The organism is Microbulbifer sp. ABH2_005 (assembly GCF_056160005.1).
Genome location: NZ_JBSWWI010000001.1, coordinates 2190949 through 2207340 on the forward strand (window position 1 = coordinate 2190949; position 16392 = coordinate 2207340).

Here is a 16392-nt window from a genome sequence, read left to right on the forward strand (position 1 = left end):
TATCAATTAGCAACCCCACAGGGGAGATTTGATGTCCGCGATGAGCCGCCTGGCCCTGCTGGCTGTGGTATTTGTCGACCTAATGGGACAAGGGCTGCTTTTTCCCATCATCAGTGAGCTGGTCATGTCGACTAAGTTTCACTTTCTGCCAAGCGATACCCCGCAACCCACACGCCATCTTTTCTATGGCATCGTTATCAGTAGCTTTTTCCTGGCTTGGTTTTTGGGGTCTGTATATGTCGCGAAGCTATCCGACAGTATCGGACGTAAGAGTGCAATGGTGCTCTGTCTGGTTGGTGCGCTGGCAGGCTACACCATCACGGTTGTAGCGCTATTCACCAGTAGCCTGTGGTTGCTGATTTTGGGGCGCGTAGTGAGTGGATTTACCGCAGGCAATCAACCCATCGCCCAGGCGGCAATGATTGATGCCAGCCGCAGCGAACTGGAGGCCTCGAAAAATCTGGGGCTACTGGTGGCGGGAATGAGTGCTGGGGCAGTAGCCGGGCCAATTATCGCCGGCGTATTAGCCGACCAGGCGCTGCTGGGCAGCATCGCGAGTATTCAACTCCCTTTTTATTTCGCGCTGTTGTTGGTTGCCGTTACCCTAGGCCTGATTTTGGCGTTTTATCACGATAGCCGGAAACCTACGGCACCTGTTCAATTACGCTTCCTCGACTTGTTCAGGCAATTTGTGCACCTGAAAGACCGACCACAGGTTGTCAGACTATGTCCAGCCTACCTGAGCTTCATGCTGGTACACCTCAGTTTTTATATCTTTATCACCAACTACTTGAACAGCCGCTTTCAACTCGGGCTACTGGGAACCAGCATGGCCATGCTGTTTATGGGGATCGCCGTGGGTATATCCAGTATTTTTCTGGTGAAGCCCGTGTTATCCCGCTGGAGCAAGCCCCTGATCATTAAAGTGTCGGCTTTAATCATGGGCGCTTGTGCTCTGGTGTTTGCCTTTAGTAGTCAGGTTTGGCTGTGCTATGTGAGTGTGTTTATCGCCTATTTATGCTTTGGGCTTGCTTATCCAGCACTACTACATCTATTTGCCCAGAGTGTGGATGAGAGCGAACAGGGCTGGGTAATGGGTATCGCCACGGCCGGATTTACTGTAGTAGCGACTCTTATCTCGCTGTTGGGCGGCGGTGCCATGGAGATCAATATCCGGCTGCCATTCTTTATAACTGCCATCGCTGCCGTCTTTGTTTTGATACTGATTAGGCTCGGCTGGCGTAGTCGCGCGATGAAAAAAATTATTGAAAAGTAAGAAAGGTTCTCATTGTAAATGTTATTGCAATATCGCTGCAGCTTAAGGTAGCCGACTCTTGAATCGTGACGAAAGCTACGGCGATATTGCTATTTCTTTAGACCTCAATCTAAGATCTCAATCTAAGGCCTCAGCCTATAGCTTGCTCGCCAAATCCTTAATTTCATGATTCAGAATCCGATCGTTATGGCTGTAATCCATGGGGACATCAATCAAGTGCACCCCTCCCTCCTTACAGCACTTCTCAATCATCGGCTTCAATTCATCTGTCGCCTCTATGCGATGACCCTCAGCACCATAAGATTTCGCATAGGCGACAAAATCAGGATTGCCAAAATCGAGCCCAAAGTTTTTTAGCTCCATCATGGATTGCTTCCACTTGATCATGCCATAGGCATCATCGCGAAGAATCAACACAATCAGGTCCAACTTCAGGCGTACAGCGGTTTCTATTTCCTGTGAATTCATCATAAAACCACCGTCTCCACAGATCGCCAGCACCCTGCGATCGGGGCAGACCAGCTTGGCCGCCATAGCCGATGGTAGGCCGGCCCCCATGGTGGCCAGGGCGTTATCTAAAAGCACAGTATTCGGGTAATAGGCTGGATAATTGCGAGCAAACCAGATCTTGAACATGCCATTATCCAGGGCAATCACGCCCTTCTCTGGCATCACCTCACGAACATCCTTTACTAAACGCTGGGGCCGTATGGGGAAGGTATCCACACTCGCCCCCTCCTCTATTTGCTTCAGCAGCGCCGAACGTATGCGATGGGCATCGCTAAAGCTCCAATGCTCCTGGGGCTCAAGGCTCTCCTGCAGCTGCCATAAGCTGTTCGCAATATCCCCAATCACTTCTATCTGCGGGAAATAAACCGGGTCCACCTGGGCCGCATTAAAGTTGATGTGTACGACTTCGGGCCCGCCAGGGCGCATGAAGAACGGCGGTTTCTCCACCACATCGTGGCCCACATTGATAATCAGGTCCGCCTGCCCGATTGCGCGGTGAATAAAGTCCTCATCGGATAAGGCCGTGTTACCTATAAAATGTGGCCCGGACTCATCGATCACCCCTTTGCCCATCTGCGTGGTGATCGCGGGAATCCCCAGTTTCTCGACGAACTTCCTCAGCATCTTCGAGGTCAGCTTTCTATTTGCGCCGGCGCCTATCAGCAATAAAGGCTTGCGTGAGGCGGTAATAGCCTCTGCCGCCTTGCGAATGGCTTTCTCTTCGGCAATGGGACGGCGGGAATAACTGATTTCGAGCACCGGCATAGAGGAGTGCTCGCGGGCAATATCCTCAGGAAACTCCAGGTGTGCGGCACCGGGTCGCTCTTCCTCGGAGCGTCGAAAGGCTTCACGCACATGTGCCGGCACATAATCCCCACCGACGAGGGTTTTGGTGAACTTGGTGAGGGGGCGCATCATGTCCACGATATCAATAATCTGGAATTGCCCTTGCTTCGAACTCTTGATGGGCTTTTGGCCGGTGATCAATACCATGGGCATCCCACCAAGCTGGGCATAAGCCGCTGCGGTGACGAGATTGGTGGCGCCTGGACCCAAGGTCGACAAACAGACACCGGACTTGCCGGTGAGGCGACCATAAGTGGCGGCCATAAAGCCTGCGGCTTGCTCGTGGCGAGTAAGGATCAATTGTATTTTGGAGCCCCGCAGAGATTCCAACATGTCGAGGTTTTCCTCGCCGGGAATACCAAAAACATATTCAACCCCCTCGGCTTCCAGGGCGCGCACAAATAAATCGGATGCTTTCATAGGAGCGTCTCTCGTCGTTGTAAGCTCTCAAGAGTTAGGCAAATATGGAATGTCCTGTGCCTCTCTTTACCCTCCCAGAGGCCCGAACCTACCCCCACCTTTCGCCACTCTTACCGGCAGTGACATGATTTTGAACATACAGATGTAAAACCCCTCTGAGTTTTAGCACAGGATGACGTCTTTGGTGCCCTAAAGCTCCACTTTTCCCAACATACCAACCACAGAAGTTACTCTGGAAGTCAGAATTCCTCCATTCGCACTGCTTGCTAATATCTTTGAGTGGTGAACACCATCTAGAAAGGCCCTCTCCATGAATCTCACGAGTCAATTCAATGACTTCATGTTGACACCTGCGACTCTTTTCACCTTGATGGGAGCCCGCTCCAGCAAGCCGCTGACCTGCAACCACCGCACAAAAGTTAGGTTTCCCGGGCTTTGCAAATAGCGCCTTTATGAAGAGCAAAGAGAGGGGCAGCAAGGGAAAGTGGTTTCTATCGCTCGCCGCGCTTGGGGTGGTTTTTGGGGATATCGGTACCAGTCCTCTTTACGCGGTTAAGCTGATCTTTCACTCGAGATACGGTATCCCATTGACCGAAGCCAATATCCTGGGCGGGATATCTGCAATCTTCTGGGCTCTGATCGTGATAGTGACGATCAAATATGTCACCTTGGTAATGCGTTTGGATAATCGCGGTGAAGGCGGCATCATGGCTCTGATGACGCTGGCAATGGAGGCCTCAAAAGGACGCAAATATCTGCAGTGGTTTGTGGTCACGGCCGGCATCTGCGGTGCTGCCCTGTTCTTTGGTGATGCCGTGCTAACCCCGGCAATCTCAGTACTTTCAGCCATTGAAGGGCTTGAGGTGGGCAACCAGACACACAAAATCCTGGTTGTACCAATTGCCATAGGCGTATTAATCAGTCTCTTTTTTGTACAACGTTACGGCACATCAACTGTTGGCGCCCTATTCGGGCCAGTTACCGCCCTGTGGTTCCTCACCCTGCTGGTGGCTGGAATTTCCAGCATCATCAGCAACCCCCAGGTTCTTCAGGCCATAAACCCGGCGCACGCCTTGAAATTCCTAACTACCCACGGATTTAGCTCTTTTGTGGTACTCGGTGCCGTTCTGCTGGTTTTTACCGGAGCCGAAGCGCTTTATACCGATATGGGACATTTCGGTCGCTCTCCTATTAGGATGGCCTGGCTCGGATTGGTATTTCCTGCTCTATTTCTGAACTATATGGGGCAAGGGGCGCTGTTAATGAGCGATCCGAATGCGGTGGACAACCCCTTCTACCGCATGTTTCCCAGCTGGGGACTTTACCCGGTGATTGTGCTCGCCACCGCCGCTACGGTCATTGCCTCCCAGGCCTGTATTACCGGTAGTTTTTCTATGGCCAAACAGGCCATGCAACTGGGCTTCCTGCCTCGCCTTGCCCTCAAGCACACCTCTGCGCACCTGGAAGGGCAAATTTTCATGCCGGGTGTCAACAGGCTGCTTATGCTGTTAGTTATTGGCGCAGTGGTGGGTTTCAGCTCCTCGACCAACCTGGCCAGCGCCTACGGCGTTTCTGTAAGTGGCGCCATGTTCATAAGTACATGCCTAGCCGCGGTTGTTTACCGCATTCAAATGAAATATCACCTACTGTTGTGCATCTCCGTTGCAACCTTTTTTATCTGTATCGATCTGTCATTCTTCTCTTCCAGCCTGCTTAAAATCAGCCATGGGGGCTGGTTCCCACTGGGCCTGGGCGCAATAGCGTGTATTTCCATGTTCACCTGGAGGGATGGCAAGGAAGTATTGGCGCAACATCTTCAGCGGCAGGAGTTTAAGCTGGAACCCTATTTGGCGGCTCTATTAAAGAAAAAACCAATACGGGTGCCTGGAACCGCAGTGTTTCTTATCTCCAGACAACTATATGCCCCTCACGCCCTGATCTATAACCTGAAGCACAATAAAGTTTTGCACGAAAAGTTACTGTTTATTACCGTATCTTTTGTAAATACTCCACGGGTGATGCCCGGTAACCGGTACATTCTCAGCGAAGTTGGAGAAAACAGTTTTTACTTGCTCCTACGTTATGGCTATATAGAGCAACCGGATATCTGGAAGGTTCTTAAACGACTACGTTCAAAAAAAGAGTTGGATATCGAGCCGAATAAGGCCTCATATTTTTTAACCCGGCAGACCATCATTCCTACCAAACAAGAAGACAGTCACATGTTCCTCTGGCGAGAGCGACTCTTTGCTGCCATGTTTCGCAATGCTAGTAGTGCCGTGGAGTATTACCGGATTCCTGCAAGCCGGGTAATTGTCATGGGCGAAAAAATTAGAATTTAGGTTCAGCGATTAAAAGGTGGCACCGATCAGCGCCACTTCTCACCTTGCTCTGTTGCAGCCTTCAAATTCTGGCACTTGTTGTGACTGGCCAATTATCTACTCTGGAACTAAGAAAACTAAAAGAAACCCTTAAGAAAACTAAATGGCCCCAAGCCTGGCCAAATGCTGCCGGGCGAATCTAATGCGCTTCGTCTGTATTTCTGCAAAGCTCTTACCATCTATATTCGCAGCAAAGAAATACATATTGTTTTCAGTTTCTACTACCCCAACATACCAGCCTAAAGCGAAATTATTGGAAATTTGCCCACCCCCGGTCTTCGCATAGAGTTTGTAAGAATCTGTTTCCTCTACCAACATCACTGCTTTAAATAGAGACAATGTCTCTTTAGAAACAGGCAATGAACCGGAAAATAACTTTTGCAAGAAGTCGACTTGCTCTTTAGCCGATATCTTTAAGCTGCCATTTAGCCAAAATTTATCCAAACCCGAGGAAATATCTTTATTTCCATAATCGAACTTGCTCAAATATTGGTTCATCCGCTCCTCGCCAACTTGAATGGCTAACTGACGGTAAATAGGCACTGCGGAATTTTGGAATGCCGCCCGGATGGGGAGTGGCTTGTCATACCAAATACTGGGCCACCATCTTTGCGCTGGATACTTCAAGTGATCATAGGTTAATTCTTGAACAAGACTGCGAACCACTCCGGCATCCAAAGCAATCAGGGTATTCGGCACCTTGAAGGTTGAGAAAGGGGTAAGCCTGACATCTGCCCTACTTTCATTGACAACTGAGTAGGAGGCCTCTTTGTGATTCTTAAGAACAAATGTGCATGATTTGCCACATTTGATATCTTCTGAAGACCAGGCAAGACTGCTCACAAAAAGAGCGAAGAACACGATTACTTTCAAGTTAAACTTCCCAAAGATGTAGATTGAAAAGACCCTCTGCTCAGGGTAGCAATCATAAACGATCCTGCCGCATTCTCACCCGTCTTCATTTCAAAAGCACGCACGGTTTAGTACACGATTATGCCGTCATATTAATCCGCTAGTGGATATACTTGGGTCCTCTACTAGACCGTATCAGCTCTACAAGAGCTTTATGAGCATCGACAAAACCCAGCCCAGTATTATTAGCACCCAAGTGAGAGTGCCTTGCTGTGCCCTGAAGAGCCTGCACAACCACTGGTACGGCCTCACCCCTTGAGTAGCCATAGTGGTCTGCCGCATCCAATAGCAGCGCACTAACAGCAGCCAATTGTGGAGCTGCAAAAGAGCTACCAGATTCAAAATTTTGACTAGAAGCCGAGTAGACTGCATCACCTGAGATGGCAAAGCTTCGGTTAATCGCCAACTCGTTATAGCCAGGAACTGTAGCGGTGAGAGACACCTCATCGGAAAATGGCTGCAAGTTGATCGCAAACATCAGGTTTTGATTCCCCGGCATGCCTTGGTTTTGCAGCGAGAAAGCTTTAATCAGTTCCAAATCATAAGTAAAGAAACTTCCCAAAGGTGGAAGACCGAGGCGTTTACGTACATCGGTATTCTCACCGTTCAAATCCGTACCCGTGTTCCCAATCGATTTGGTAAAAATTTTGGACTGTAAGATATGTGAGAGATGGCCTGAAAACTCTGGATCTAACTGATCATTGGTGATATGAAAGGCCCGGCTCATATTAATCACACTGATATCATCGCGACTGCGCATATAAGCCATGGCTTCATTGTACGTCTTGCTCTCGGTGCTTATGGGCACAATGGTGGCCTTAGGTGCAATATCGAGGATAATATCAATGACAGTATTGCCATGCAGGAAAGTGATCGGATCACCAAACTGAACTTCAGCTTCGATATTAGGGTTCTGCTCACGTTGCTCCTGCAAACGGACAGGATCAAACAAATCAAACACCCCAATAACAATACCCTCCCCATCAAAGTGCCTAACTAGATTGTGTTGTTTAAGGTTATAACCGGGCACATAGGGATACAGTAAGTCATTAAGCTCCTGTCTAAACAGATCCAAATCTGCGAGAGCGGATTCAAAAGCCAACCTATTTTCCTCTTGGTAGTCCTCTGACTGAAAGGTGTACAAAAGCTCCGCGAGCACCGTAAATTCAGTAATTGACTGCCCCCACTTATGCATTTTTAGCTCATCGACCATATAGAGCGACTTCGCGCGTCCCTGATATTGGTCAAACTCAGCAGCCAGATAATCATCCAGAATTGGAGTAACAGGCTCTTCCCAAGGCCATGGAGTCAGCTCCTTAATCACCTGCAATGAACTCCTGGCCTGATCTACGTTGGGATCTGATGCAAGGACCTTTACGCTAAATACAATCAGCAATACCACAAATACTATTTTATTCAAAACATCTTCCTTTTTATTGAAATTTATTTTGGGTACTAGCTTTAACAACCAATCACTAAGAGCTTTACAGAATGGCTATCGCTTTTCACAGCGATGTCTCTTAGTAGAAATAAATAGGATCATGGAACGTGCTCAAAGGCAATATGCCGATTAAAATCTTTGATACTTTCGTTTAACCTTCGACAGTGAAGGAGCCTCACCATGCATTACCTTAAACACTCATTGTCGAAGCATAGATCTCAGCTATACGATTGAAAATAATGAGCTGAATCAATCCACACATAAAACCAAGCGTTCTTGGATCAACAGGAATGGGATATTAAAGACAAACCCTCTGTCGTAATAGTTAGGCTCATTAACTCACCAACTTTCGAGCACCGTAGAAATCACCCAATTGAAACTTCAAGAGAAACAGGTATCTGTTCGATAGCCTCATGATAAGGTTTAACAAATCTAATTTGTGTCCCATCAATTTCAGTAAGTTGTTTAGACCAGGCTAAATCATAAAGAGCTTTCAAGTCATTCTTATCAGCCTCAGTGAGTTCACTATTTTCACCATAGTTCATGATGGAGAACGGCTTATGCACACCATAGATCACACTGGGCCAAGCTTCCTCTTTCAAATCAGCAAAGAAATGCCTTAGCCCAAATATATGGCCCAGTTCGTGAATCATAGTATCAACCTGCTCTTTCCAGCTTTGTTCAAACATGGTGGGAAAGAGCACCAGTTCATTACGCCCCGGATTAGGAAAAAAGGCGCGCGCTAATGTACAACCTGCCACACTACAATTTTCTACAGGCTCCACTCTGATTTTAAAGTCCCAAACATTTGGGTTCTCGTTAAATTTCACCGGAGAAGCATCGCCCCACTTTAACAGGGCCTCTCCAAGTAGAACTCGAATATAGTCTTTTACTTCATCTGGGTTTTTAAAATACCGCAAAGATTCTTCATCAAACTTCCACCTTAGAGTTACAGCCTCTTTCCAAAGGGGAATGTATCCCTCCCCACTGTGTAACACCAAATCCAATGGGGATCTATTCTCTACAGCAGAATATCCAACTTTATCAGTGACGCAGATCTTATTGTCACCATACTTATGAACTAAGGGCACAGCGCAAGAATCACATTCTTTTTTTGACTTAAGCTCCAGGTGGAGCGTTTCCTTTACATAGCTACCATTTTCTGTTGACACTGTTATCCACCAACATGTATGAAAGAACCATAACTAGAAGATAATTCATATTGGATAAATCGAGGGGATATGCGTGGTCTCTTGCAGCAGAATCCTTTCGTGACATAATTAAAACCTCATTATCTATGCCATGACACTATTCTCATTACTAAGCCAAAAGCAGTTAACACAATTAAAGATCGGCAATGCAAATGTATGAGCCAGTACATATATACATTTGTGCCACTTATAGCGTTGAATCTCTTATAGCATTGTATCTATATCTCTTCTTTTTATATCTCTATAGATCAAGGATGACACTAAAGCCACCATAGATTAAGTCGCTTGCCATCAAACGGCATTGAGTTTTCCTCTGACTGCATTCTTAGATGCATCCATAAAAGCTTGCCAGCCAGCATCACGAATCTCTTTTGAAGGCCAAATTGTCCACGAAAATGCAACAGTTTCATTCTCCGTACATTTTATAGCCATAGGAAGGAGGTAACTTCACCATCAGGAACATCATCCTCCGGTTTCCAAAATCTTGTGGTACTCCAATATCAGATAGCTCAGTCTATTTACTGCAATCTATTTATTAATTTCCATTTTATGGCGAGCACAAAAATAACAAAATAATCATTTTTTTTAGAAATTTATCCCCATTGTTTTACAGAGCCTTCGTCAGGCTCTTGGTGTACAGCTAATCTCTCATGATTAGCGATTCGACTAAGGCCTTATCACCCTTCTATTTTTCTCTTTAGAAACCACAGCAAAATTGTCTACCCACTAACCTCCATAAATTTATAAGCCTTTTGAAACATATATTATCGATCAACCACTAACATCATGGCTCAAAACAAATTTCGGAGCAGCTTAATCGTTGATAGAGCTGTTCATTATTGCACCAAGAAAAAATAGATCGTCACAACATCGCCAAAAGTCAGGTAACTGCTTTAGGCTGTTATGATTTCGTTAGCTAAACAGAGATGAGGTGGTTTATAATGCCAAAACCCGCAACTTATATAATGGGGATAATGGGGAATTTTAATGACTAAAAAAGTGTTTCGACTTACTGTAATTCAAACAGCGTTTTTGTTAGCAATATCAGGCTGTGATAACAATAAGAGTTCATCTGCCCCTGCTGATATTCCGCCAACTGCTGCCGATGTAACTATAGATGGAGCAAAGCAGTGGATTTCTGTATCTGGTGCATTACTAGGTAGAGATCAAAATGGTGATGTTTTAACGTATAGTTTTTCAGAAAATAACGAAACCATTAATCCCGTAGATGGTATTTATACATTTAGTCATGGGCAGCTAGCATTAAAAGGCGACAAATTCGAGTATACCTCTATCTCAGGACAAGAAGCCTCTATTACTTATACAGTAACAGCAAATGGTGCTTCCGCCTCTGCGACAATTAAAATTGTAAATGTTGCAAATGACCCACTAGCTTATCAGCAATGGCACCTCCGCAATACAGGCCAAAAAGCTTACGCACTCAGCGATGGTATGGCGCAAGGGGAAGTCGATGCAGGTAGATTAACTGCCGAGGAAGCTGCTAAAAAGCTTATAGAGGCTGAAGGCGGAGAACTTGTTGCTGGTGAGGATATGAATGTTGCAGCTGCATATACTCAAGGTGTGACTGGTGCAGGTGTGACAGCTGTTGTTGTGGATTCTGGTTTAGAAATTCGCCATGAAGACTTGATAGACAATGTTTTGGCCAACCGCTCCCTCAATTTAGACCAATTGGCAACTGACAGGACGGACCCAACCAGCCTGTCCAATAGCGGAGATCATGGTACTAGTGTAGCTGGCTTAATTGCAGCCAAGGGCTGGAATAATATTGGTAGCCGTGGTGTAGCCCCGGATACAGGGCTGATAGGCATGAACTATTTAGGTGCAGACAGAATAGAGCAAAGTGAACTATTTGTGCATGGGTTTCCTGGAAGTGGTATCTCTACAAACGAAGAGATTTCAGCATTCAACCGTAGCTACGGCAGAACTTATCCTATTTTCTTTGCGTACTCTGCTTTAGATGAAGCTATAGAATCTTACCCTAACCTTAATCTTCGAGGCGGCAAAGGCGCCTTAAATATCAAATCTAGCGGCAATGATTTTAAATACTCAAACAGCGGCTATGAAAGTTCTTTATGTGCTGATAATGGTGCCCATGATTTAGGCCTAACGTGTTATAATTCGGCGTTTGAGCCTAGCCAAGGGCACCCATACTACTTGACTGTTGCTGCGGTTAACGCAAACGGCAAACATACAAGCTACTCAACTGCTGGTGCAGGTGTAATGGTTTCAGCACCTGCTGGTGAGTATGGCCGTTGGGCTCCCGCTATGGTCACAACAGACCAAATGACCTGTATTAATGGTTACTCCGGCTTCAATGGTGGATCAATTAGTGCTTGGAGCGACGCCTATGGCGAAGATATTGCAGCTAGCCAATACCCATTCAACTACCCAGGCCACCCAGAGAATGTAAGCTGTAACTATACATCAACCTTCAATGGCACTTCTTCAGCAGCTCCGAATGCATCAGGTGTTGTGTCTCTGATCCTATCTGCAAATCCAAAATTGACTTGGCGTGATGTTCGACACATTTTAGCCTCAACAAGTACAGTAATTGACAGTGATAACGAAAAAGTTGAACTAACAATTGGGGAAGGCTCTTTTATTGCTCATGATGGCTGGGTTGAAAACGCCGCTGGTTATCGCTTCAACAACCTATATGGCTTTGGCCGAGTCAATGCAGGCGCCGCTGTTGCTATGGCCTTAGATTACTCAGAAAGTCTAGGCGAGCAAATTATCACCGAATGGCAAGGTCTAGGCTCAACTGCTGGTGAAGAAGCCATGCAGGCAGTCATTCCAGACAACGATGCCACGGGTGTGGTCCGACAAATCGAAGTGGCAGAAGATATTGTCATTGAAGCTATGCAGTTCGAGTTTGATGTTCGTAATGATCATATGGGCTCTATTTTAAATGACAGCCTATTAAGCTCTGCCGGTAACGATTTAGCGATTGAAGTAGTCTCTCCTTCAGGCACTAGAAGCGTTCTACTATCCTCTAAGCAGGCATTACTGACTGCTGCCTACAGTTTTGCCGATGGATGGCGTATGAATTATATCTTGAGTGATGCGGTATTTCTCTCCAATGCATTTTATGGTGAAAATGCTAAGGGGACCTGGACTATTAAGGCATTAGATACCGGAGAAACAAACATAGAATTTAAAAGCCCAGCTTACGTACCAGGACTACCGGAAGCGACAGGCATGATAAACAACCCTGTGGAGAGCGTCCTTGAGGGTGTATCACTAAGAGCGTTCGGGCGCGCAGCGCAATAAGAAGGGTAATACAATGAAGCTAAATAAATTAATAATCTTAACTGCTGTAATGTGTTTATCTGGCATGACACAAGCAAATGAAATTGAAAAAAAGTTTGACCCAGAGAGCGAAGGCATTAAGGTCACACCAGTAAGAGAGGGCGCTGAGTTTGGTATCTTTAAAATTGAACGATCGCTGAAAAAAATTCCTTCTTCAATTGCCTCACCAGAGCAAATTGTTGCAACAAAAGGCCAAATGGCCATTGTAAATATCGATAATGCTTCTGCAGAGGATGTAGTCGGCAAAGGAACGATTGTACGAAACACAATAACCAATGAACTAACGACTTTAACTGGCAATATAACAATTTTATTAAGTAAAAATGTTAATGCGTCTGAAGTAGCTGAAGCAACTGGCATGGAAGTATTATCTGTATTTCCTGGCACTGACATTGCCATCCTGAAAGTTAAAGAAGGTAATGACTTGTTAGAAGCTTTCAATGCAATAAAACAATCTGGCTTGACCATTGAAAGTCGGGTTGAAGTTACTGAGACCATGCACAAAGCACAGTAGATAAAATTAATCTATATAGGTAAGTTTTATCACATAAAAAAGGCATCACTATAAGTGATGCCTTTTCAATTATGGACAACCGCTAATGTCTGGGACCAAGGATGTGAACCAAGCAGCTCCCAAGAACACCCCTACAAGCAGTTTCAACTTCCAGTTACTTAGAGTCATTTTGAAATTCTTAAGTGTGGTTGGATACTCAAAATTTCAGATGTGGCGTAATTTGTGCTGAAAACTATGACTATTAAAAAATCATCTGCGATTCAAAGCACCGTAGCGCCAGTATACTTAGGCCAGACAGAGTGGAGACGCATTTGTAAACTTTCGCATGGTTTGCAATAAGAGCCCTACTCATACTAACCCTAACTCCCTGAGATAGTATGAGTAAGCTGGTCAGTTTATTCGGCTATTGTAGTGTCCCTATTAGCCTCTTCTCTTCCATGCACTATCTGATACAGCAGCGGCAATACAAATAACGTCAACAATGTCGAAGAAATAATTCCCCCAATCACTACTGTGGCAAGGGGTCTCTGCACTTCAGCCCCTGTACCAACGTTCAATGCCATAGGTACAAAGCCGAGACTGGCCACCAATGCCGTCATCAACACCGGGCGCAGGCGGATCATGGCGCCGTCGATGATTGAAGTGATTAGCTCACCGCCCTGCTGGCGCAGTTGGCGGATAAAAGAGAGCATCACCAGGCCGTTTAACACCGCCACACCGGAAAGCGCGATAAAGCCTACACCCGCGGAAATCGACAAGGGCATACCCCGCAACCACAGGGCCAAAACACCCCCAGTCAGGGCCAAAGGAACGCCAGTAAAGATAATCAGAGCATCCTTAAAAGAACCAAAGGCCATGACCAGTAAACCGAGGATTACCAACAGCGTTAGCGGTACCACGATGGACAGGCGAGTACTGGCGGATTCCAACTGTTCGAAGGTACCGCCATAAGCCAACCAGTAACCTGCGGGCAGGGAAACCTGTTGTTCGATGCGTGCCTTCGCCTCTTCAACGAATGACCCCAAATCACGGTCGCGTACATTGGCTGTTACCACCACGCGGCGCTTGCCATTTTCCCGGCTGATCTGGTTCGGGGCCGGTGCCATTTCCAGACTCGCCACTTCTGATAGGGGGACGTAGCTACCCAGCTGGCTGTCAGCAGGTAAAGGAATAGGCAGGTCGCCGAGATTTTCGTAGTCCCTGCGCAACCCCTCTGGCAGGCGTACCACCAGCTGGAAGCGGCGATCACCTTCATAAATCAATCCAGCCTCTTCCCCCCCAATAGCGGTGGAGACCAGATCCTGCAGGGTTTGCAGGTCGATACCGTAACGGGCGAGCGCAATGCGCTTGGGCACAACGGAAAGCACAGGAAGGCCCTCCACCTGCTCTGCTCTCGCATCGGCAACCCCTTCAATTCCATTTAATACGCTTAAGATTTCATTGGAAGAAGCGACCAGCTGATCCAAATCATCGCCGAACACCTTGATACCCAGGTCGGCGCGTACCCCAGAAATCAGTTCGTTAAAGCGCATCTGGATTGGCTGGGTAAACTCGTAGTTATTACCTGGCAATTGTCGTACGGCCTCCTCGATTTCTGCCACCAATTGTTCCTGTGGCAGTTTCGAATCGGGCCATTGGTCCCTGGGTTTCAGAATCACAAAATTATCGGCCACATTCGGCGGCATTGGATCTGTCGCCACTTCAGGTGTACCAATTTTCGCGAATACTTTATCGACCTGGGGAAACTCCTTAATACGCTGCTCCAACAATCGCTGCATTTCCACCGATTGCTCTAAGCCTGTACCGGGAATTCGCAAGGCGTGTAGTGCTATGTCCCCCTCATTAAGCTGCGGAATAAATTCGGAGCCCAAAGTAGTCGCAAGCCAGCTACAGAACAGTACCAGTGCTAGCGCCCCGGAAAGCACCAGCCAACGTACCTTCATAGCTGCGATCAACAGTGGTTTATATAGGGATTTGGTGGCGACGATCACCTTGTTTTCTTTCTCACTGATTTTGCCAGTGAGGAAAACAGCTACCGCTGCTGGAACAACAGTCAATGAAAGCACCAGCGCGGCCAGCAGGGCCATCACCACAGTGGCGGCCATGGGGTGGAACATCTTGCCTTCCACACCGGTAAGCGTGAACAAAGGGATATACACCACAGTAATAATCAGCACACCAAACAAGCTTGGGCGAATCACTTCGTTGGTCGCCTGGAATACCAACTCCAAACGCTCATGCAGAGGTAGTTTGCCCCCCTTGCGGTGCTGTGCTTCGGCAAGTCGACGAATCGCATTCTCCACGATTATCACGGCCCCATCGACAATCAAGCCGAAGTCGAGGGCACCGAGACTCATTAGGTTTGCTGAGACACCAGTTTGCACCATACCGAAAAAGGTAGCGAGCATGGAAAGCGGAATTACCGCTGCGGTAATAAAGGCTGCGCGAATATTCCCCAATAAAAGGAACAACACCGCGATCACCAGCAGAGCACCTTCGATAAGATTTTTCTGCACGGTAGCTATGGCTTTATCTACCAGGGTGGTGCGATCGTAAACCGCCTCTACCTTGATACCTTCAGGCACGGTGGATTTCACCTGCTCCAATGCCTCCGCCACATCGCGGGCAACTTCGCGGGAATTTTTCCCCACCAGCATCATGGCCGTACCCAATACAGTCTCTTCACCGTCGCGAGTAGCAGCACCAGTACGTAACTCTTTGCCGATAGCCACTTCGGCCACGTCAGAGATTTTTACTGGCACACCGGCGCGACTGGTAATAACGACATCTTCGATTTCAGCGATATTTCGCAGCTGTCCCGGTGAGCGGACCAAAAGTTGGCGACCGTTATTCTCCAGATAGCCGGCACCGCGACTCTCGTTATTGCGACGTAGGGCTTCGGCAATATCTTCCATGGATACGCTGAAGTTGAGCATCTGCCGCGGGTCTGGGGTTACGTGATACTGCTTGTTGTAGCCACCGATGGTATTCACTTCCGTCACGCCTGGCACCAGAGCCAATTGCGGCTTGATGATCCAGTCCTGGATTTCCCGCAAGGCTGTGGCATCGTAAGGCTGCCCGTTCGCCTGGATAGCACCGGGCAGAGCCTCCACCGTATACATAAAGATCTCACCGAGCCCGGTAGCGATAGGACCCATTTCCGGTTCCAACTCCGGTGGTAGATTGCTCTTAATGGCGCCGAGCCGGCTATTGATTAAATTGCGGGCAAAATAGAGGTCTGTGCCCTCCTTAAAAACCGCCGTTACCTGGGAAAGTCCATAGCGGGAAAGGGAGCGGGTATATTCCAGATCGGGTAAGCCGGCGAGTGCAGCCTCGACTGGGTAGGTAATCCGCTGTTCAGCCTCTAAAGGGGAATAGCCGGGAGCCTCGGTATTAATCTGTACCTGTACATTGGTGATATCGGGGACTGCGTCGATCGGGAGTTTCTGATAACTCCAGACACCCAGCCCCACCAATACAAAGATCAGGGACAGCACAAAGTAGCGCCGCTCAATAGAGAAGCGCAGGATGCTTTCAATCATCTTCTGGCC

General features: G+C 47.3%; 10 protein-coding genes. 4 read left to right on the forward strand and 6 right to left on the reverse strand.

Annotation, left to right across the window (positions count from 1 at the left end; translation table 11 throughout):
• The first annotated feature begins 31 nt into the window (after positions 1 to 31).
• Positions 32 to 1276: an MFS transporter gene (locus ACXAFI_RS09505; protein ID WP_475108622.1), complete on the forward strand. Its 1245-nt coding sequence runs from the start codon at positions 32 to 34 to the stop codon at positions 1274 to 1276.
• Between the two features lie 135 nt (positions 1277 to 1411).
• On the opposite strand, the gene ACXAFI_RS09510 is transcribed toward ACXAFI_RS09505, so the two are convergent.
• On the reverse strand, positions 1412 to 3052 hold the full coding sequence (locus tag ACXAFI_RS09510) for an acetolactate synthase large subunit (protein ID WP_444922034.1): 1641 nt from the start codon (positions 3050 to 3052) through the stop codon (positions 1412 to 1414).
• Between the two features lie 452 nt (positions 3053 to 3504).
• Here ACXAFI_RS09510 and ACXAFI_RS09515 point away from each other — a divergent pair, with 452 nt between their 5' ends.
• Positions 3505 to 5394, forward strand: a complete 1890-nt coding sequence (locus ACXAFI_RS09515) for a potassium transporter Kup (RefSeq protein WP_475108623.1) — start codon at positions 3505 to 3507, stop codon at positions 5392 to 5394.
• Positions 5395 to 5532: 138 nt separating this feature from the next.
• On the opposite strand, the gene ACXAFI_RS09520 is transcribed toward ACXAFI_RS09515, so the two are convergent.
• The 4 genes from ACXAFI_RS09520 to ACXAFI_RS09535 all read right to left on the reverse strand — a co-directional run bounded on the left by ACXAFI_RS09520 (position 5533) and on the right by ACXAFI_RS09535 (position 9429).
• The gene (locus ACXAFI_RS09520; RefSeq protein WP_475108624.1) at positions 5533 to 6306 is read right to left on the reverse strand and encodes a penicillin-binding transpeptidase domain-containing protein; all 774 of its coding nucleotides are present in this window, start codon (positions 6304 to 6306) and stop codon (positions 5533 to 5535) included.
• 139 nt (positions 6307 to 6445) lie between these two features.
• Positions 6446 to 7765, reverse strand: coding sequence for a S8/S53 family peptidase (locus ACXAFI_RS09525; RefSeq protein WP_475108625.1), 1320 nt, complete (start codon positions 7763 to 7765; stop codon positions 6446 to 6448).
• Between the two features lie 386 nt (positions 7766 to 8151).
• The gene (locus ACXAFI_RS09530) at positions 8152 to 8958 is read right to left on the reverse strand and encodes a matrix metalloproteinase-11 (RefSeq protein ID WP_475108626.1); all 807 of its coding nucleotides are present in this window, start codon (positions 8956 to 8958) and stop codon (positions 8152 to 8154) included.
• Between the two features lie 330 nt (positions 8959 to 9288).
• Positions 9289 to 9429, reverse strand: coding sequence for a DUF1428 family protein (locus ACXAFI_RS09535; protein ID WP_475108627.1), 141 nt, complete (start codon positions 9427 to 9429; stop codon positions 9289 to 9291).
• 555 nt (positions 9430 to 9984) lie between these two features.
• Between ACXAFI_RS09535 and ACXAFI_RS09540 the strand changes: the two genes are divergently transcribed.
• Positions 9985 to 12288 carry a S8 family serine peptidase gene (locus ACXAFI_RS09540; RefSeq protein WP_475108628.1) on the forward strand — a complete coding sequence of 768 codons (2304 nt, stop codon included), beginning with the start codon at positions 9985 to 9987 and terminating at the stop codon, positions 12286 to 12288.
• A gap of 13 nt (positions 12289 to 12301) precedes the next feature.
• Positions 12302 to 12841 carry a hypothetical protein gene (locus ACXAFI_RS09545; RefSeq protein ID WP_475108629.1) on the forward strand — a complete coding sequence of 180 codons (540 nt, stop codon included), beginning with the start codon at positions 12302 to 12304 and terminating at the stop codon, positions 12839 to 12841.
• A 395-nt stretch (positions 12842 to 13236) separates the two neighbouring features.
• Here the strand turns inward: ACXAFI_RS09545 and ACXAFI_RS09550 are convergent, their stop codons facing one another.
• Positions 13237 to 16383 carry an efflux RND transporter permease subunit gene (locus ACXAFI_RS09550; RefSeq protein WP_475108630.1) on the reverse strand — a complete coding sequence of 1049 codons (3147 nt, stop codon included), beginning with the start codon at positions 16381 to 16383 and terminating at the stop codon, positions 13237 to 13239.
• Between the last annotated feature and the right edge of the window lie 9 nt (positions 16384 to 16392).